This is a genomic window from Buttiauxella sp. B2, from assembly GCF_006376615.1.
GTDB lineage: Bacteria > Pseudomonadota > Gammaproteobacteria > Enterobacterales > Enterobacteriaceae > Buttiauxella.
On the sequence record NZ_VEXQ01000003.1, the window covers coordinates 219945 to 239523 of the forward strand.

The 19579-nt window shown below is 48.0% G+C and carries 14 protein-coding genes; 10 read left to right on the forward strand and 4 right to left on the reverse strand.

From position 1 onward, the window contains the following. Positions 1 to 4: 4 nt before the first annotated feature. The 4 genes from pflA to ycaO form a co-directional block, all read right to left on the reverse strand. The gene (pflA, locus tag FH968_RS06000) at positions 5 to 745 is read right to left on the reverse strand and encodes a pyruvate formate lyase 1-activating protein (RefSeq protein ID WP_139878233.1); all 741 of its coding nucleotides are present in this window, start codon (positions 743 to 745) and stop codon (positions 5 to 7) included. A gap of 200 nt (positions 746 to 945) precedes the next feature. Beyond that, the gene (pflB, locus tag FH968_RS06005) at positions 946 to 3228 is read right to left on the reverse strand and encodes a formate C-acetyltransferase (protein ID WP_139878234.1); all 2283 of its coding nucleotides are present in this window, start codon (positions 3226 to 3228) and stop codon (positions 946 to 948) included. A gap of 53 nt (positions 3229 to 3281) precedes the next feature. Then, on the reverse strand, positions 3282 to 4139 hold the full coding sequence (gene focA, locus FH968_RS06010; protein WP_139878235.1) for a formate transporter FocA: 858 nt from the start codon (positions 4137 to 4139) through the stop codon (positions 3282 to 3284). Positions 4140 to 4545: 406 nt separating this feature from the next. Then, positions 4546 to 6303 (reverse strand): 30S ribosomal protein S12 methylthiotransferase accessory factor YcaO, encoded by a 1758-nt coding sequence (gene ycaO / locus FH968_RS06015; RefSeq protein WP_139878236.1) that lies wholly within the window; start codon positions 6301 to 6303, stop codon positions 4546 to 4548. A gap of 138 nt (positions 6304 to 6441) precedes the next feature. Here ycaO and FH968_RS06020 point away from each other — a divergent pair, with 138 nt between their 5' ends. The 10 genes from FH968_RS06020 (at position 6442) to FH968_RS06065 (ending at position 19547) form a co-directional block, all read left to right on the forward strand. Beyond that, positions 6442 to 7134, forward strand: coding sequence for a DUF421 domain-containing protein (locus FH968_RS06020; protein WP_139878237.1), 693 nt, complete (start codon positions 6442 to 6444; stop codon positions 7132 to 7134). Between the two features lie 160 nt (positions 7135 to 7294). Next, on the forward strand, positions 7295 to 8380 hold the full coding sequence (gene serC / locus FH968_RS06025; protein ID WP_139878238.1) for a 3-phosphoserine/phosphohydroxythreonine transaminase: 1086 nt from the start codon (positions 7295 to 7297) through the stop codon (positions 8378 to 8380). Between the two features lie 78 nt (positions 8381 to 8458). Beyond that, positions 8459 to 9742 (forward strand): 3-phosphoshikimate 1-carboxyvinyltransferase, encoded by a 1284-nt coding sequence (gene aroA, locus FH968_RS06030; RefSeq protein WP_139878348.1) that lies wholly within the window; start codon positions 8459 to 8461, stop codon positions 9740 to 9742. A gap of 342 nt (positions 9743 to 10084) precedes the next feature. After that, a complete protein-coding gene (gene cmk / locus FH968_RS06035) occupies positions 10085 to 10771 on the forward strand; it encodes a (d)CMP kinase (RefSeq protein ID WP_139878239.1) in 687 nt (228 codons plus the stop codon). A gap of 126 nt (positions 10772 to 10897) precedes the next feature. Beyond that, the gene (rpsA, locus tag FH968_RS06040) at positions 10898 to 12643 is read left to right on the forward strand and encodes a 30S ribosomal protein S1 (RefSeq protein WP_139878240.1); all 1746 of its coding nucleotides are present in this window, start codon (positions 10898 to 10900) and stop codon (positions 12641 to 12643) included. 90 nt (positions 12644 to 12733) lie between these two features. Continuing rightward, positions 12734 to 13021 carry an integration host factor subunit beta gene (gene ihfB, locus FH968_RS06045; protein WP_034456367.1) on the forward strand — a complete coding sequence of 96 codons (288 nt, stop codon included), beginning with the start codon at positions 12734 to 12736 and terminating at the stop codon, positions 13019 to 13021. A gap of 203 nt (positions 13022 to 13224) precedes the next feature. Next, on the forward strand, positions 13225 to 15495 hold the full coding sequence (locus FH968_RS06050; RefSeq protein WP_139878241.1) for a ComEC family protein: 2271 nt from the start codon (positions 13225 to 13227) through the stop codon (positions 15493 to 15495). A 36-nt stretch (positions 15496 to 15531) separates the two neighbouring features. Beyond that, positions 15532 to 17280 carry a lipid A ABC transporter ATP-binding protein/permease MsbA gene (gene msbA, locus FH968_RS06055; RefSeq protein ID WP_139878242.1) on the forward strand — a complete coding sequence of 583 codons (1749 nt, stop codon included), beginning with the start codon at positions 15532 to 15534 and terminating at the stop codon, positions 17278 to 17280. Further along, positions 17277 to 18260 carry a tetraacyldisaccharide 4'-kinase gene (gene lpxK / locus FH968_RS06060; protein ID WP_139878243.1) on the forward strand — a complete coding sequence of 328 codons (984 nt, stop codon included), beginning with the start codon at positions 17277 to 17279 and terminating at the stop codon, positions 18258 to 18260. The genes msbA and lpxK overlap by 4 nt, the downstream gene beginning before the upstream one ends. A gap of 51 nt (positions 18261 to 18311) precedes the next feature. Next, complete coding sequence (locus tag FH968_RS06065; RefSeq protein ID WP_139878244.1) at positions 18312 to 19547, forward strand: winged helix-turn-helix domain-containing protein; 1236 nt, start codon at positions 18312 to 18314, stop codon at positions 19545 to 19547. Positions 19548 to 19579 lie beyond the last annotated feature (32 nt).

Consider the following 19579-nt stretch of genomic DNA (forward strand, 5'->3'; position numbering starts at 1 on the left):
TTTTCTAGTACATCACCTTGTGACCATACTGCTCCAGAATGCCTTTTACGCGTTCCATGGTCTCTTTCTTCGGCGGATGTACGCCGTCAAGTTTGTACTCTTCGCCCATCGCCACCCACTTGTGCTTACCCAACTCGTGGTAAGGCAATAGCTCAATCTTCTCGACGTTGCCCATATCACGCGTGAATTCGCCAAGGCGATGCGCGGAGTCGTCATCGTCAGACCAACCAGGCACGACAACGTAACGGATCCAGACGTTAATGTTTTTATCAGAAAGGTAGCGTGCAAATTCCAGCGTACGATGGTTAGAAACACCTACCAGATTCTGGTGAATTTCATCGTTCATCTGTTTTAAGTCCAGCATCACCAGATCGGTAACTTCCAGTAATTCATCAATTACCGGATCGTAACGGCGTACAAAACCGTTGGTATCCAGACAGGTATGAATACCTTCTTTGCGACAAGCGCGGAACCAGTCACGTACAAATTCGGCTTGCAGAATAGCTTCGCCACCCGATGCAGTTACACCGCCACCTGATGCATTCATAAAGTGGCGATAGGTCACCACTTCTTTCATCAGCTCTTCAACAGTGATTTCTTTGCCGCCGTGTGTATCCCATGTATCACGGTTGTGGCAATACAGGCAGCGCATCAGGCAGCCCTGGAAAAAGGTAATAAAACGAATACCGGGACCATCCACGGTACCGCAGGATTCAAAGGAATGAATTCGGCCAATTACTGACATTGCGGTGTTCTCTCCAGTATTGGTCCATGCTTTTAAAGCAAGAACCAGGTTGAGCGCGGTCGAATAAAGTCTTGCCGCGTCGAATCAATTTTGCAAGATAGTTTAAACGTAGCAGTTATCTTGCAAAACCGGTTCTGACATAAGAAAAGGCCCCACCGGAGTGGAGCCTTTATTCTACGCCTTTTCAGACAAACCGTGAATTACATGGTTTGAGTGAAGGTACGGGTAATAACGTCCTGCTGTTGTTCTTTAGTCAGGGAGTTAAAACGTACAGCGTAACCAGAAACACGAATGGTCAACTGAGGATATTTCTCAGGGTTTTCCATCGCATCCAGCAGCATTTCACGGTTCATCACGTTCACGTTCAGGTGTTGACCACCTTCGATGGACGCTTCGTGGTGGAAGTAACCATCCATCAGACCTGCGAGGTTAGTTTTACGAACTTCGTCGTCTTTACCCAGTGCGTTAGGAACGATAGAGAAGGTATAAGAGATACCATCTTTAGCGTAAGCAAACGGCAGTTTAGCAACGGAAGTCAGAGAGGCAACAGCACCTTTCTGATCACGACCGTGCATTGGGTTAGCACCTGGACCGAATGGAGCGCCTGCACGACGACCGTCTGGGGTGTTACCCGTTTTCTTACCATAAACCACGTTAGAGGTGATGGTCAGAACAGACTGAGTCGGGATAGCGTTACGGTAAGTAGTCAGTTTCTGAATTTTCTTCATGAAACGTTCTACCAGGTCAACAGCGATGTCATCTACACGAGAATCGTTGTTACCGAACTGTGGATATTCGCCTTCGATTTCGAAGTCAACAGCCAGGCCGTCTTCATCACGAATTGGTTTAACTTTCGCGTATTTGATTGCAGACAGGGAGTCAGCAGCAACAGACAGACCCGCGATACCACAAGCCATGGTGCGAACAACATCACGGTCATGCAGAGCCATCAGAGCCGCTTCGTAGCTGTACTTATCATGCATGTAGTGAATGATGTTCAGCGCAGTGACGTACTGTTTAGCCAGCCAATCCATGAAGTGATCAAGACGGTCAAGAACGTTGTCGTAGTCCAGAACGTCAGCCATGATTGGCGCTTCTTTAGGACCGATCTGGATCTTCAGTTTTTCATCAACGCCGCCGTTGATTGCATACAGCATGGTTTTCGCAAGGTTTGCACGAGCACCGAAGAACTGCATTTGCTTACCAACAATCATTGGGCTTACGCAGCAAGCAATCGCGTAGTCGTCGTTGTTGAAGTCAGGGCGCATCAGGTCATCGTTCTCGTATTGCAGAGAAGAAGTATCGATGGAGACTTTAGCAGCAAATTTCTTGAAGTTCAGTGGCAGTTTTTCAGACCACAGAATAGTGATGTTCGGCTCTGGAGACGGCCCCATGGTGTACAGGGTGTTCAGGAAGCGGAAACTTGATTTGGTAACCAGAGTACGGCCATCTACACCCATACCGGCGATAGATTCTGTAGCCCAGATTGGGTCACCAGAGAACAGCTCATCATACTCAGGGGTACGCAGGAAGCGAACCATACGCAGTTTCATGACCAGATGGTCAATCATTTCCTGTGCTTCAAGCTCAGTGATTTTGCCAGCTTTCAGGTCACGTTCGATGAATGCATCCAGGAAGGTGGAAACACGACCGAAGGACATTGCAGCGCCGTTCTGAGATTTAACCGCAGCCAGGTAGCCGAAGTAAGTCCACTGAATTGCTTCTTGAGCGTTTTTAGCAGGACCAGAGATATCGCAGCCATATTTAGCAGCCATTTCTTTGATCTGACCCAGAGCACGGTGTTGCTCTGAGATTTCCTCACGCAGACGAATAGTTGCTTCCAGATCTTCGCCGTTTTCCAGTTTGGACTGCAGAGAGTTGAACTGAGCAAATTTGTCTTTCATCAGGAAGTCGATGCCGTACAGCGCAACGCGACGGTAGTCACCGATGATACGACCACGGCCGTAAGCATCCGGCAGACCGGTGATTACGCCTGATTTACGGCAGTTCAGAATGTCTTTGGTATAAACGTCAAACACACCCTGGTTATGGGTTTTACGGTATTCGGTGAAGATCTTCTTAAGCATTGGGTCAAGTTCACGACCGTATACTTTGCAAGAGCCTTCAACCATTTTGATGCCACCAAACGGAATAATTGCACGTTTCAGTGGAGCATCAGTCTGCAGGCCAACGATAGTTTCGAGGGACTTGTTGATGTAACCAGCATCATGAGAAGTGATGGTTGAAGCAAGGTCGGTATCAAAGTCAACAGGCGCGTGGGTGCGGTTTTCCTGTTTAACGCCTTCCATAACTTTGTCCCACAGCTCGGTAGTTGCGTCAGTCGCACCTGCCAGGAAGGACTCATCACCCTCGTAAGGGGTGTAGTTTTTCTGAATAAAGTCACGCACGTTGACTTCATTCTGCCAGTCACCTTTAGTAAAACCTTCCCAGGCTGCGGCTAACTTTTCATTAAGTTCGGACATTTAACACCTACCTTCTAATGTGGATTTCTTATTCCCTGCGTGATGGACGGCACTTAGTGCTTGTCGCCACCGCGCAGATAAATTACCCAGTACGTCAACCCAACCAGTAAACCGCCACCAATGATGTTCCCGATAGTTACAGGGATCAGGTTATCGGTGATGAAATTCAACACGGTTAGGTGAGAGAAATTGTCCGGAGAAGACCCTACAGCGGTCCAGAATTCCGGGCTTGCAAAGTTGCGCACTACGATACCCATAGGGATCATGAACATGTTTGCGATACTGTGCTCAAAACCACAAGCAACAAACATGGCGACCGGAAGGATCATAGCAAACATCTTGTCCATCAAACTGCGACCTGAGTAGCTCATCCAGACAGCCAGACAGACCATCAGGTTAGCCAAAATACCGAGGCACACAGCTTCAATAAAGGTGTGATGCATTTTATGGTCTGCAGTTTGTAGCACATTCAGACCCCACGCACCGTTCGCTGTCATATACATACCTGACAACCAAATCAGCACCACAAACATCAGAGCACCACACAGGTTACCGATATAAACGTTAACCCAGTTCTTGGCTAGCTGACCCCAGGTGATACGGCCACTCGCTTTAGCAACAACAATCAACACCGTAGAGGTGAAAAGGTCGGCGCCGCAGATGACACACAGGATGAGTCCTAAGGAGAAGCAAGTACCGCCAATTAGCTTTGCAATACCAAATGGAATGGTTGCAGTGCCTGTGGTGGCAGTGATGTAAAAGACAAAGGCAATCGAGATGAACATCCCCGCAGTGATCGCTAAATAAAACGTGGTCAGCGGGTGTTTTGTTGCTTTATAGACGCCAGCATCTTCGGCGACTTTCGCCATAGCTGCTGGAAGCAATAGATCAAAAGGGTTGTCAGCTTTCACACTAACTCTCTCTTATTTAATTCGGCGACGAGATACTAACAAAGCATTATAGAGTAAAATTTGATATGGATCATATCTCGCCAAGCTTATAGGCCTGAAAAAAGCAGGTGTTTAGCTGTTTTTCAGCTTAAATTGTTGATTTTCATGATAAAAATAAAGTTTAAATTTTATAATGTAATTTGATATTTAGCCTCATCGCTCCTGTGATGGGTTAATTAGAATGGAGTATTTCAATAATTTGGCAACATTATTTGTAGCTTAAAATAATAATATTTCACCAATATTTAACTATTGAGTTACAAGTGAAATTATTACACTGCCAATAAAATTACGGGGCAATAAAAATCGCCCCGTAATATAGCGTAAACATTATGGTTTACGCACCTTTGAGTTTAGTTTTGTTGCTTTATTTCCAGAAAGCCGCTTTTGCGCGTTGCAATTTTTCGTAAGCAGCTAACAGTGCCTGGTGGGCTGGGAAGGCTTTCAAATCACCGTCGACAGCTTGCAAACCATAAAACGGTGCCTCACCACTTAGAGCTGCACTTGCCGCTTCTACCGTTTCTGCGCCATACATACGAACGAAGGCATTCAGATACTGCAACGGTTGGCGTTCTTCTTCCATTGCCAGTAACAGCAACGTTTGCAGGCAACGGTAATAGTTAGCACGCTCGGCGCTGAAGATAGACGCGTTAAACTCCATCGTCCATTCAGTCCAGATAAGTGCCTGTTCGGTATCGCCGCCAGCCAATGCCAGCATTGCCTTCAATTCACCGATACGCAGCGTGTACCAACCATTGTCTTTACCTGTTGCCAGGCCTAACAGTTCGCGTACGCGGGTGAAATCATCATGGCCTTCTTCATCTAGCAGAGAAATCAGGTTCAGATAATCTTGCTTCTCCCACTCGCTTCCTGGCAGAGCCAGAATGGTGTCGCGCAGGTGATAGCCCATATTGTTGTTAGCGAGCAGCAGGTCTTCCGCAGGATAAATATCAGACATGCCAGGAACGATGATACGGCAAGCGTAAACGTCCAGGTGCTGGTAATCCGCGATGTAGACTTCTTGATCTTCTGCATCAAAGATTGCCATTAATGTGGCGAACTCTTCTTCAGTGGTGCCAGAGAAGGTCCAGTCAACAAAAGGATAGTCGGCATCTTGCTTAAACATATCCCAGGAAATCAGACCGCTTGAGTCAATGAAGTGAGTTTCGAGGTTTGCATGCTCGGCAACTTCTTCGTCGTCAAACGTTGGCGGGGTGAACACATCCAAATCTTTCAGACCACGACCCTGAAGTAGTTCTGTCACAGTACGTTCCAGCGCTACACCAAAATCAGGGTGAGCACCGAACGACGCAAAACAGGTGCCGTTTGCCGGGTTGAACAATACCACGCAGATAACCGGATATTTGCCGCCTAATGAACCGTCGTATGCGAAGATTGGGAAACCTTCAGCTTCCAGGGTTGCAATTGACTCAACTACGCCTGGATAGCGAGCCAGAACTTCTTGTGGGATTTCTGGCAGGCTGATGCTTTCGGCGATAATACGATTCTTAATATGGCGTTCGAAAACTTCTGAAAGCGCCTGTACGCGAGCTTCGTTTGCAGTGTTCCCCGCAGACATCCCGTTTGAAACATACAGGTTACCGATGATGTTCATCGGAATATAAACGGTTTTTTGATCGGACTGGCGGGTAAATGGCAGAGCGCAGATACCGCGTTCTTCATTACCGGATTGCAGGTCGATAAGCATACCCGCAGTAACTTCGTTCTCAGGATCGTAAAACGCGCGAAGGCGATCGTCGAGAATGCCTTCCGGCAGTTGCTCATCTTCTGGAATTGGGAACCATTTCTCGTTCGGATAATGCACAAACGGGCCATTGGCGATGGTTTTGCCCAACCAGAAATCAGCAAAGAAATAGTTAGTCGACAGACGTTCGAAATATTCACCCAGAGCTGAAGCTAACGCTGCTTTTTTAGTCGCGCCTTTACCATTGGTAAAGCACAGTGCGCTGTCTTTATCACGAATATGCACTGACCAGACGTTAGGAACCGGGTTTAACCAGGAGGCTTCTTCAATATTAAAGCCAAGATCAGTGAGCTTGGTCTGGAAGCGAGCGATGGAATCTTCCAGAGCGGCATCTTTGCCAGGAATAAAGGTTTGAGTCATGAGATTTCACTTTTGTCGTACGCAAAGCGCGCAATGATACGGGTTTTAGCATACTGACGCCATCGTCAGCAGCAAGCAGGCGGCATTAGCATAACAGGCTATGCTTACTGTCAGTAACTCACTGTAATGGCGGTAAAAATGAAAAGCTTTGATCTCCAGAGAATGGCATTAAACGACGTCCCGCTAGATTTTCTCTGGGAAGTGGCTTTTCGCAGTCTTTATACCTTTATATTGGTGTTCTTGTTTTTAAAGATAACTGGGCGGCGTGGCGTACGGCAGATGTCGCTATTTGAAGTCTTAATAATCTTGACTCTTGGGTCGGCGGCAGGGGATGTGGCGTTTTATCATGACGTTCCCATGTTGCCGGTTTTGATTGTTTTCGTCACGCTGGGGCTGCTTTACCGCCTGGTAATGTGGCTAATGAGCCACAGTGAAAAACTTGAAAATTTGTTTGAAGGAAAACCGTCGGTCATCATAGAAGAAGGGGAGTTTTCTTGGGAAAAGATGAAAGCTCAGAACATGACAGAATTTGAGTTTTTTATGGAGTTGCGCTTGCTGGGTGTGGAGCATCTAGGGCAAGTCCGTCTGGCGATACTGGAAACCAACGGTCAAATTAGTGTTTATTTCTTCCCGGATAAACTCGTCAAGCCAGGGTTGCCTATTTTGCCTGAAGCTTGTTGCGAGCGATTTATTAAAGTGCCGGAAGATGCCGCATATGCCTGCATTCGTTGTAGTGAAGTGGTGACGTTCAACGCTTACGATGAATCACCTTGCCCGCGTTGTGCTCACAAATACTGGGTCAAAGCCAGTGCCGCCACACGAGTGACCTGACGGAGGTTTATCGGGTGTTTATTTCAGCGACCAGTTGATTCTGTTGTGTGATTTTGCGCACATTCCCCCGGCATGCCTGATTAACCGTTGCAGCCTCAGCATCTGAATGATAAAACCGATATCGTGATAAAACTTATTGCTCTAAGCGTGGTGAGGGGAAATGACTCAGGTATACAATTTTAGTTCCGGCCCGGCGATGCTACCGGCTGACGTGCTTCGTCGTGCGCAAAGTGAACTCTGCGACTGGCAAGGTTTAGGCACCTCCGTAATGGAGATTAGCCACCGTGGTAAAGAATTTATTCAGGTAGCTGAAGAAGCTGAAAAAGATTTTCGCGATCTGCTGCAAATCCCCTCGAACTACAAAGTTTTGTTCTGCCATGGTGGCGGTCGCGGTCAATTCGCTGGTGTACCCTTAAACCTGCTGGGTGACAAAACGACGGCTGATTATGTTGATGGTGGCTACTGGGCAAGTAGTGCAGTAAAAGAAGCGCATAAATACTGCACCCCAAATGTTATCGATGCCAAAGTGACAATCGACGGCCTGCGCGCCATCAAACCGATGAGCGAATGGCAAGTTTCTGAAAACAGTGCCTACTTGCATTATTGCCCGAATGAAACCATTGATGGCATCGCAATCCATGAAACGCCTGACTTCGGCGATAAAGTCGTCGTTGCTGATTACTCATCTTCTATTTTGTCGCACCCGCTGGATGTTAACCGTTTTGGCGTGATTTACGCAGGCGCGCAGAAAAACATCGGACCGGCTGGTTTGACACTGGTGATTGTGCGTGAAGATTTGCTTGGTAAAGCGCATAAAGCGTGCCCATCAATTCTTGACTACACCGTGCTTAACGATAACGATTCCATGTTCAACACCCCACCAACGTTCGCCTGGTATCTTTCAGGCCTGGTCTTTAAATGGCTGAAAGAACAAGGTGGCGTGGAAGTAATGGATAAAATTAACCGGGCGAAAGCTGAACTGTTATACGGTGTTATCGATAAAAGTGACTTCTATCGCAACGATGTCGCCTCGGCTAGTCGTTCACGCATGAACGTACCATTCCAGTTGGCGGATAGCGCGCTAGATAAAGTGTTCCTGGAAGAGTCGTTTGCTGCCGGTCTACATGCCTTGAAAGGCCACCGTGTCGTGGGCGGAATGCGTGCATCTATTTATAATGCGATGCCACTTGAAGGCGTAAAAACCTTAACCGACTTTATGGTCGAATTCGAACGTCGCCACGGTTAATCGTTGCTCGTTGTTATTCTCCCCGCGCATGTTTCGCGGGGTTTTTATTCTGTTTGAGTTGAGAGTATTTTCCCCATGCTGGAATCCCTGACGTTACAACCCATCGCACTGGTCGACGGCACGATTAATCTTCCTGGTTCAAAAAGTGTTTCTAACCGTGCTCTGCTGCTTGCAGCACTGGCTTCGGGCACTACTGAGCTGACTAATTTGCTCGATAGCGACGATGTGCGTCATATGCTTAACGCACTCACAGCGTTGGGGGTTAGCTATACGCTTTCTGCTGATCGTACGCGTTGTGAAGTCACTGGCATGGGTGGTTCACTGCAAGCTGCAGGTGAACTGGAACTTTTTTTAGGTAATGCGGGTACTGCAATGCGCCCACTGGCAGCGGCATTGTGCCTGGGAAGCAATAACATTGTGCTGACCGGCGAACCACGGATGAAAGAACGCCCAATCGGCCATTTGGTTGATGCTTTACGTCAGGGTGGGGCTCAGATTGATTATCTGGAACAGGAAAATTATCCACCATTGCGTTTACGTGGTGGCTTTAGCGGCGGTCAGGTTTCTGTTGATGGCAGCGTTTCCAGTCAGTTCCTGACAGCACTTTTAATGACAGCTCCGTTGGCTGCAACTGACACCGAAATCACCATTAAAGGTGAGCTGGTATCGAAACCGTATATCGACATCACATTGCACCTGATGAAAACTTTTGGTGTGGAAGTGGAAAACCGCGACTACCGCAGTTTTGTTATTCGTGGCGGTAAGCAATACGTTTCACCAGGAGCTTATCTGGTGGAGGGTGATGCGTCTTCAGCATCTTATTTCCTGGCGGCTGGCGCAATCAAAGGCGGCACGGTGAAAGTGACCGGTATTGGTCGCAACAGCGTGCAGGGTGATATTCGTTTTGCTGACGTGCTAGAAAAAATGGGTGCAAAAATCACCTGGGGTGATGATTTTATCTCATGCCAGCGTGGTGAACTGAACGCCATTGATATGGACATGAACCATATCCCAGATGCGGCGATGACTATCGCTACAGCAGCCTTGTTTGCTAAAGGTACAACCACACTGCGCAATATTTACAATTGGCGTGTGAAGGAAACTGACCGCCTCAGCGCAATGGCTACTGAGTTGCGTAAAGTGGGTGCAGTTGTGAAAGAAGGGGAAGATTACATCACTGTAACGCCACCCGCACAGCTACAAGCCGCTGAAATTGGTACCTATAATGATCACCGTATGGCGATGTGCTTCTCGCTTGTGGCGTTGTCAGACACTCCAGTCACAATCCTTGATCCTAAATGTACCGCGAAAACTTTCCCTGACTATTTTGAACAACTGGCACGTATTAGTACGCTCGCTTAATACGTGAAAACTTGCTCCGGTGGCACTATGCTCCGGAGCGATTTCCTGTAACAAATACTTCCCTGATGAAATTCCGTTTTCGTACCTCTGTTCTTATTGCACCCGGTTTCAGCTGAACATGTACAACATATTTGTGACCGTATCGCAGCAGCCAAAAAATAACTCTATTTCACACTCTTCGACCTGACTTTCTGCCTGCTTGCACCTAAGTTGCGCAATTCTTCTACACTCAGCCTGATTAACAACGATAATTGGCAGGAAAGATAACGGTCAGGATTCTGGCGGCGTATAATATTCGGCGTTGATATTTTAGGTCCGCAATTCCAGCGAAAGGAGAGTACGATGACGGCACCCGCCCCGGTAATAACGATTGATGGCCCAAGCGGCGCAGGTAAAGGCACGCTGTGTAAAGCCATGGCGGAAGCTTTGCAATGGCATCTGCTTGATTCTGGAGCAATTTACCGAGTTTTGGCATTGGCAGCCTTGCATCACCAGGTTGATGTCACCTCTGAGGACGCATTGGTTCCGTTGGCCGCACACCTCGATGTGCGCTTTGTAGCTAACAATGGCAACCTGGAAGTTATCCTCGAAGGGGAAGATGTCAGCGCCGAAATCCGTACTCAGGAAGTTGCTAATGCAGCCTCTCAAGCCGCTGCTTTCCCTCGAGTGCGTGAAGCGTTATTACGCCGCCAACGTGCGTTCAGAGAAGCACCAGGACTGATTGCTGATGGGCGTGATATGGGGACTGTCGTTTTCCCTGATGCACCGGTAAAAATATTCCTCGATGCTTCTTCGGAAGAGCGTGCTCACAGGCGTATGCTACAGTTGCAGGAAAAGGGCTTTAGTGTTAACTTTGAGCGCCTTTTGGCAGAAATAAAAGAACGTGATGACAGAGACCGTAACCGTGCAGTAGCACCGTTAGTGCCAGCCGCAGATGCGTTGGTGCTGGACTCAACCAGCATGTCCATTGATGAAGTCATCAAACAAGCGCTGACTTATGCGCAGAAAATTTTAACACCAGCACAGTAGTAAATATTGTGCTGGTGTGTGTTTTGTCATATTTGTCATGATATTGCCATAGTGGTATCCTGACATATCGGGTAGTTTTTTACCCCTGTAACCTAAACCCTGTCGGCATGGAGCCAATGGCGGGGTATGTCAAACAACCCCATTCGGCGGGATGCTAAATGGACGTTAAACAAAAGAACCTTGAAGATTAACAACATGACTGAATCTTTCGCTCAACTCTTTGAAGAATCCCTGAAAACAATCGAAACCCGTCCGGGTTCCATCGTTCGTGGCGTAGTAGTTGCTATCGACAAAGATATCGTTCTGGTTGACGCTGGTCTGAAATCTGAGTCTGCAATTCCTATCGAGCAGTTCAAAAATGCTGCTGGCGAACTGGAAATCCAGGTTGGTGACGAAGTTGATGTTGCTCTGGACGCTGTTGAAGATGGCTTTGGCGAAACTCTGCTGTCCCGTGAAAAAGCTAAGCGTCACGAAGCTTGGATCACGCTGGAAAAAGCTTACGAAGAAGCTGAAACTGTGGTCGGTATCATCAACGGCAAAGTTAAGGGTGGCTTCACTGTAGAGCTGAACGGTATTCGTGCGTTCCTGCCAGGTTCCCTGGTTGATGTTCGTCCGGTACGTGACACTCTGCACCTGGAAGGCAAAGAGCTTGAGTTTAAAGTCATCAAGCTGGACCAGAAGCGTAACAACGTTGTTGTTTCTCGTCGTGCAGTTATTGAATCCGAAAACAGCGCAGAACGTGATCAACTGCTGGAAAACCTGCAAGAAGGCATGGAAGTTAAAGGTATCGTTAAGAACCTTACTGACTACGGTGCATTCGTTGATCTGGGCGGCGTTGACGGCCTGTTGCACATCACTGATATGGCATGGAAACGCGTTAAGCATCCAAGCGAAATCGTGAATGTTGGCGATGAAATTACCGTTAAAGTACTGAAGTTCGACCGTGAGCGTACTCGTGTGTCTCTGGGTCTGAAACAACTGGGCGAAGATCCATGGGTCGCTATCGCTAAGCGTTATCCAGAAGGTACCAAACTGACTGGTCGCGTGACTAACCTGACTGATTACGGCTGCTTCGTAGAAATCGAAGAAGGCGTTGAAGGTTTGGTTCACGTTTCCGAAATGGATTGGACCAACAAAAACATCCACCCATCCAAAGTTGTTAACGTTGGTGATGTAGTGGAAGTTATGGTTCTGGATATCGACGAAGAACGTCGTCGTATCTCCCTGGGTCTGAAGCAGTGCAAATCTAACCCATGGCAGCTGTTCGCTGAGACCCACAACAAAGGCGACCGCGTTGAAGGTAAAATCAAGTCTATCACTGACTTTGGTATCTTCATCGGCCTGGACGGTGGCATCGACGGCCTGGTTCACCTGTCTGATATCTCCTGGAACGTTACAGGCGAAGAAGCAGTTCGTGAATACAAGAAAGGCGACGAAATCGCGGCTGTGGTTCTGCAAGTTGACGCAGAACGTGAGCGTATCTCCCTGGGTGTTAAACAACTCGCAGAAGATCCGTTCAACAACTACGTTGCACTGAACAAGAAAGGTACTATCGTTACTGGTAAAGTAACAGCAGTTGACGCGAAAGGTGCTACAGTTGAATTAGCAGATGGCGTAGAAGGCTACCTGCGTGCTTCTGAAGCTTCCCGTGACCGCGTTGAAGATGCAACTCTGGTTCTGAGCGTAGGCGACGACGTTGAAGCTAAATTCACTGGCGTTGACCGTAAAAACCGTGTTGTAAGCCTGTCTGTTCGTGCTAAAGACGAAGCTGACGAGAAAGATGCAATCGCTACTGTTAACAACAAACAGGAAGATGCACCGAACTTCTCTAACGCTATGGCTGAAGCATTTAAAGCAGCTAAAGGCGAGTAATCGCCCGAGCACTAAATCAGGGCGGCTACGGCCGCCCTTGTTCGATTGATAGCTGTAAGTTAATTTTCCTGAAAGGAAACCGGAGGAATCATGACCAAGTCAGAATTGATAGAAAGACTTGCAACCCAGCAATCTCACATTCCAGCGAAAGCTGTAGAAGATGCAGTAAAAGAGATGTTGGAGCATATGGCCTCTACTCTCGCCCAAGGTGAGCGTATTGAAATCCGGGGTTTCGGCAGTTTTTCCTTACACTATCGCGCGCCTCGCACCGGACGTAACCCAAAAACTGGCGATAAAGTTGATCTGGAAGGTAAATACGTTCCTCACTTTAAACCAGGTAAAGAGTTGCGTGACCGCGCCAACATTTATGGTAATTAAATCTTCGGATTTACTCCTCAAGAATGGCACCCTCGGGTGCCATTTTTTATGTCTAAAATCCTTTTTTTAGAGCCAGCCCGCAAAACCGTGAAGCAGGTCCTAACATTCCCACTAAATGCCTGGAACCCTTCTCGTATTGCCGATAAATCATGACTGACGCAAGCAATTAGATAACTCAGACTGCCTGTAACACGGAGGTGGCTGTGAAGAACCTAATTGGGCTCTGCTTTTGCGTAATTATTGGCATTATACCGTTGATGTGGTTGCCTGCTATCCCACAGTTGCCGGTTATTTCAGCACTATTTGTTGCTGCATTGTGTATTGCTGCAGCTCCTTGCCGATTCATGCGTTATGTTGCTTTAAGCTTGCTCTGTTTTTGCTGGGCACTATTTTCTGCCAGGGAAAGTCTGACACCTTTTGAAGCATGGGCGAGCAAACCAGTTGCTATCGAAGCAGTGATTGGCCGTAGTGATGGTAGGCAAAATCATGAACTGCAGATAATTTCGGTAGAGGGAAGAACAATTTTCCCGCCTGTAGGTATCAGGGTTCAAGGCAGTTACTTATCAGATAGTATTTGTGCAGGGCAAAGATGGCGCATGAAAGTGCGTCTACGGCCAGTACATGGTCAGCTCAACGAAGGCGGTTTTGATAGCCAACGTTATGCTCTTGCGCAGCATCAGCCCTTAAGCGCCCGCATTATTGAGTCTCATCGAATGACTGAGCAGTGTAGTTTTCGTGCTCAGTGGCTTTCTGCTGTGGAAAATGCGACCCAATCGTTACCTTATCAAGGCGTCATTCTGGCATTGGCCTTTGGGGAACGTGCGGGAGTGAGTGACGAACAAAAAAACTTATTGCGGCAGAGTGGGACTGCACACCTGATGGCAATATCCGGCATGCACATTTCACTTGCAGCGATGGTTGGTTGGTTAATCGCTCGCTTGGTACAGCTGAGTTTTCCTCCACACCGAATTCACTTCAGAATGCCGTTACTCGCCAGTGTTCTCGCCGCAGGAATTTATACCTGGCTCGCGGGGGGAAATCCTCCGGCTGTGAGGGCATTAATCGGGGTAGTGATCTGGCTGCTGCTTCGTCTGCAAGGTAGGTCTTGGTCGGGGTGGGAAGTCTGGCTTTGCTGCATTGCAGGCATTCTGATTTATGATCCACTGACCGTTTTGTCAGACAGTTTTTGGCTATCGGCATTGGCGGTAGCGGCACTCATTTTTTGGTACCAATGGGTGCCACTTCCAGAAGGTATGGTATCTACCAAATGGTACTATCGCTACCCCTTAGAGCTATTGCATCTACAAATTGGCATCATGCTTTTACTGATGCCAATACAGATTTTTATCTTCCACGGCATCAGCCTCAGTGCGCTACTAGCGAACTTAGTGGCGGTTCCACTGATTTCATTTGCAGTCGTGCCCTTATTACTAGCAGGGTTAGTGCTAACTGGTGTTCCATGGTTAGGAGAACATTTGTGGTGGCTAGTGGATCAAATGCTGGGGCTGCTTTTTACTGCGTTGTCGCTGTTACCTGACGGTTGGTTAGACGTCGATAAACGTTTCCAGACTCTTAGTTTAGGTGGTTGGTTAGCCGTCATTATCTATCGACTTGCGCTGTGGCGTAGTTCGTATATCTCGATAATTGTTCTGATGCTGTCAGTGCTTACCCCTGGAATACTGGCGGGGAAAAAAGACGACTCATGGCAAATCACGATGTTGGACGTCGGACACGGACTGGCAATGGCTATTATTCGGCAAGGCAAAGTCTTTTTATACGATACCGGAAATGCCTGGCCGAGTGGCGATGCGGCTCAGCAAGTCATTATTCCCTGGTTACGCTGGCATCATTTGTCTCTTGAGCAGGTACTGATTAGCCATGAACACCTTGACCATCGCGGTGGTTTACTTAGTTTGCAGCGTGAGTGGCCAAATTTGTACATTCGTAGTCCTTTGCGATGGGCAGGACATCATCCTTGTTTTCAAGGGGAGCAATGGCAGTGGCAAGGATTGCTATTTCAGGTCCTTTGGCCACCAGCGCAGCCTGTAATGACAGGCAATAATGGCTCATGTGTTGTGATGGTCAGTGACGGGCATTTTCGCATTTTATTAACCGGTGATGTGGAAGCTGAAGCAGAGTTGGCTATGCTGAAGAGGCGATGGGGTATCTTACATGCTGATATTATTCAGGTACCTCATCACGGAAGCCGTACATCTTCTGGGCTACCGCTGTTACGCGCGGTTTCTGGAAGTGCTGCGCTGGCATCAGCATCGCGCTATAACGCATGGCATTTACCCTCAGGGAAAATTGTTCAGCGCTACAAGTCGTTGGGCTACATTTGGTATGACACGGCGCAATCAGGCCAACTCACTATCGAGATAAATAGTGATAAATGGCAAATCAATAGCTTCAGAGCTCAAATTTCACCCCGTTGGTATCATCAGTGGTTTGGTGTATCTCGGGATAATGGGTAGAATATGCGGCTATTTCATCTAATGCTGGTTTACTGAATGCATAACGATAAAGATCTTTCCACATGGCAGACCTTCCGCCGTCTTTGGCCGATGATCGCTCCTTTCAAGCCTGGTCTGATTGTGGCTGGTATTGCGTTAATCCTTAACGCTGCCAGTGATACCTATATGCTGTCTTTGCTTAAACCGTTACTGGATGATGGTTTTGGAAAAACGGATAAATCCGTGCTGCTGTGGATGCCGCTAGTTGTTATCGCACTAATGGTGCTGCGTGGTGTGACTAGCTATGTTTCTAGCTACTGTATCTCCTGGGTTTCAGGCCAGGTCGTAATGAATATGCGCCGTCGTCTGTTCAGCCATATGATGGGGATGCCGGTTTCATTCTTTGATCAGCAATCTACAGGTACGCTGCTCTCACGAATTACTTATGATTCTGAACAAGTTGCCTCGTCATCTTCCAGCGCATTGATAACCGTCGTACGTGAAGGTGCTTCTATCATTGGCCTGTTCGTGTTGATGTTCTGGTATAGCTGGCAGCTTTCGCTGATTCTGATTGTACTGGCTCCGATAGTTTCCTTTGCTATTCGCATGGTTTCTAAACGCTTCCGTAACATCAGCAAAAACATGCAAAACACCATGGGGCAAGTGACGACCAGCGCTGAACAAATGCTGAAGGGACACAAAGAAGTACTGATCTTTGGTGGTCAGGAAGTAGAAACTGAGCGTTTCAACAAAGTCAGCAACCGTATGCGTCGCCAGGGTATGAAACTGGTTTCTGCTTCGTCTATCTCTGATCCTATCATTCAGTTGATTGCTTCTTTGGCTCTGGCTTTTGTTATCTACGCTGCAAGCTTCCCAAGTGTGATGGAAACATTGACTGCCGGTACCATTACCGTTGTGTTTTCTTCAATGATTGCCCTGATGCGCCCACTGAAATCACTGACTAACGTCAATGCTCAGTTCCAGCGCGGCATGGCAGCTTGCCAGACTCTGTTCTCTATTCTGGATACTGAACAGGAAAAAGATGAAGGCAAACGCGTTATTGAACGTGCTAAAGGTGATGTCGAATTCCGTGAAGTTACCTTTACCTATCCTGGGCGTGAAGTGCCTGCGTTGCGTAACATTAACCTGACAATTCCTGCAGGTAAGACCGTGGCACTGGTTGGGCGCTCCGGTTCAGGTAAGTCAACAATCGCCAGCCTGATGACGCGTTTCTATGATATTCAGGAAGGTAGTATTACTATCGATGGGGTGGATATCCGCGAATATACCTTAACGTCCTTGCGTAATCAGGTAGCTCTTGTTTCGCAGAACGTTCACTTGTTCAACGATACCATTGCAAACAACATCGCCTATGCGCGTACCGAACAATATAACCGAGAAGATATCGAGAAAGCCTCTCGCATGGCTTATGCCATGGATTTCATCAGTAAGATGGATGATGGTCTGGATACGATAATTGGTGAAAATGGCGTACTGCTCTCCGGTGGTCAGCGTCAGCGTATCGCCATTGCTCGTGCGCTATTGCGCGATAGCCCAATCCTGATTTTGGATGAAGCAACCTCTGCGTTGGATACGGAATCAGAACGTGCAATTCAGGCTGCATTGGATGAATTGCAGAAGAACCGCACTTCATTGGTTATCGCTCACCGCTTATCAACCATTGAACAGGCTGATGAAATTGTAGTGGTTGAAGATGGCCGGATTGTTGAACGCGGTCCTCATGCAGAACTGATTGAACATCGTGGGGTTTACGCCCAATTGCACCGGATGCAATTCGGTTCATGATAGAACGCATTTGGTCGGGAAAATCTCCCCTCTACCTTTTGCTATTACCGCTCTCCTGGCTGTACGGCCTGGTGAGCGGAGCTATTGGCCTTAGTTATCGATTAGGACTAAAGAAAACCTGGCGTGCACCTGTGCCAGTGGTAGTAGTCGGAAATTTAACTGCAGGTGGCAACGGTAAAACACCGGTGGTCATTTGGCTTGTTGAACAACTGCAGCAACACGGAATTCGTGTTGGCGTTGTTTCCCGAGGCTACGGTGGCAAAGCTGAGCACTATCCGTTATTGCTGAACAAGAACACCACGACTTTCGAGGCTGGTGATGAGCCCGTTCTAATCTATCAGCGTACCGGTGCTTCAGTTGCTGTTGCACCACGCCGAAGTGAAGCGGTCCAAATGCTGGTGGATAACGCAAAGCCACAACTGATTATCACCGACGATGGTTTGCAGCATTACGCACTCGCACGCGATAAAGAGATTGTGGTAGTTGATGGTGTCAGGCGATTTGGCAATGGCTGGTGGCTTCCGGCCGGGCCGATGCGCGAACGAATAGGGCGACTGGCTTCTGTTGATGCTGTTATTACCAACGGTGGCAACGCTCAGTTTGGAGAAATTGCCATGACGCTGCAACCAGGTGATGCGGTTAATTTGCTGAGTGGTGAACGCCGTCCGGTGCATAGTCTAGAAAGTGTGATAGCAATGGCTGGAATCGGTCATCCACCGCGTTTCTTTGCCACTCTAGAGCAATGTGGTGTTACCCCGATTCGAACAGTGAGTCTCGCGGACCATCAAGCGTTGAGCGAAAATGATGTCGCGAAATTAGTTCAGCCGGGGCAAACCCTGTTAATGACGGAAAAAGATGCGGTGAAATGCCGTGCGTTCGTAACGGGCCACGACAACTGGTGGTATCTGCCGGTTGATGCGCGTTTAGCACAACCCCAGGCTGACGCATTATTGCAGTCACTATTGGATCTGGTGCACTAAACGAAAAGTTAACGCACCAGAATTTGAGTTTGCTGACGACGGGACTCTTTCATGTCTGTACCGCAACTGACTTTACGTGCAGCCCGCAATCTTCATCTTGCGGCGCAAGGCTTATTACAAAAACCTCGTCGCCATCCCAGACCTGCCGATGTAGTTGCTGCCATTTCCCGCATGTCTCTGCTTCAAATCGACACCATCAATATTGTCGCCCGCAGCCCTTATCTGGTGTTATTCAGCCGGTTGGGTAACTTCCCATCAACCTGGCTGGATGACGCTTTGGTTCGCGGCGAATTAATGGAATATTGGGCGCATGAAGCGTGCTTTTTACCGAGAGAAGATTTTTCACTTGTGCGCCATCGGATGCTGAATCCCGAAAGCATGGGGTGGAAATACCGCCCTGAATGGATGGCCGAACACGCCGAGGAAATAGAAAACTTATTAGCGCATATTGAGAATAATGGCCCGGTGCGCTCTGCTGACTTTGAACATCCTCGTAAGGGGGCAGGCGGATGGTGGGAATGGAAACCGCATAAAAAGCACCTTGAGGGTCTGTTCACTGCCGGAAAAGTGATGGTGATTGAGCGGCGCAATTTTCAGCGAGTGTATGATCTTACCTCGCGTGTAATGCCCCATTGGAATGACGATTTACATCTCATTCATCAGCAAGATGCTGAACAAACAATGTTGGAAAACAGTGCACGTAGTCTCGGTATTTTCCGGCCAGAATGGCTTGCCGATTATTATCGATTGCGGAAAGCTCCGCTTAAACCGCTTTTATCCCAGTGGCAGGAAAATGGCATTGCTATACCTGTTGATGTTGAAGGGATTGGCGAGATGTGGTTACACCGTGAGCAACATCCTTTGCTTGCTAAGGCTGAACAAAACACTTTACGCGCAACTCACAGCGCGGTGCTGTCGCCGTTTGATCCCCTGGTCTGGGATCGCAAACGCGCCGAAGAGTTGTTTAACTTCACTTATCGTCTTGAGTGTTATACCCCGGCTGAAAAACGCAAATACGGTTACTTTGTTCTCCCTCTGTTACATCAAGGGGTATTGGTGGGGCGAATGGATGCAAAAATGCATCGTAAAACTGACGAGCTGGAAATTATCAGTCTGTATCTTGAAGACGATGTTAAGCCCGGTCAGTCACTGATTAACGGCTTGCACACGGCACTTACGGATTTTGCTAACTGGCAAGGTGCAAAGCAAATTCACCTCGGAAATATTCCCGCTGTATTAGCTTCGTCATGGGGTGAAGGCTGGGAAATTAGACCGGAGAGCGAGTGAGTTATGCTATTCTGTTGCCTTTGATGGCAGCC

What these genes read in the sequence shown, in the direction of transcription:
- rpsA (WP_139878240.1), top strand. Translation starts at nt 10,898, where the DNA reads ATGTCAAACAACCCCATTCGGCGGGATGCTAAATGGACGTTAAACAAA.
- lpxK (WP_139878243.1), top strand. Translation starts at nt 17,277, where the DNA reads ATGATAGAACGCATTTGGTCGGGAAAATCTCCCCTCTACCTTTTGCTA.
- FH968_RS06020 (WP_139878237.1), top strand. Translation starts at nt 6,442, where the DNA reads ATGAAAAGCTTTGATCTCCAGAGAATGGCATTAAACGACGTCCCGCTA.
- serC (WP_139878238.1), top strand. Translation starts at nt 7,295, where the DNA reads ATGACTCAGGTATACAATTTTAGTTCCGGCCCGGCGATGCTACCGGCT.
- pflA (WP_139878233.1), bottom strand. Translation starts at nt 745, where the DNA reads ATGTCAGTAATTGGCCGAATTCATTCCTTTGAATCCTGCGGTACCGTG.
- msbA (WP_139878242.1), top strand. Translation starts at nt 15,532, where the DNA reads ATGCATAACGATAAAGATCTTTCCACATGGCAGACCTTCCGCCGTCTT.
- ycaO (WP_139878236.1), bottom strand. Translation starts at nt 6,303, where the DNA reads ATGACTCAAACCTTTATTCCTGGCAAAGATGCCGCTCTGGAAGATTCC.
- cmk (WP_139878239.1), top strand. Translation starts at nt 10,085, where the DNA reads ATGACGGCACCCGCCCCGGTAATAACGATTGATGGCCCAAGCGGCGCA.
- FH968_RS06065 (WP_139878244.1), top strand. Translation starts at nt 18,312, where the DNA reads ATGTCTGTACCGCAACTGACTTTACGTGCAGCCCGCAATCTTCATCTT.
- ihfB (WP_034456367.1), top strand. Translation starts at nt 12,734, where the DNA reads ATGACCAAGTCAGAATTGATAGAAAGACTTGCAACCCAGCAATCTCAC.
- pflB (WP_139878234.1), bottom strand. Translation starts at nt 3,228, where the DNA reads ATGTCCGAACTTAATGAAAAGTTAGCCGCAGCCTGGGAAGGTTTTACT.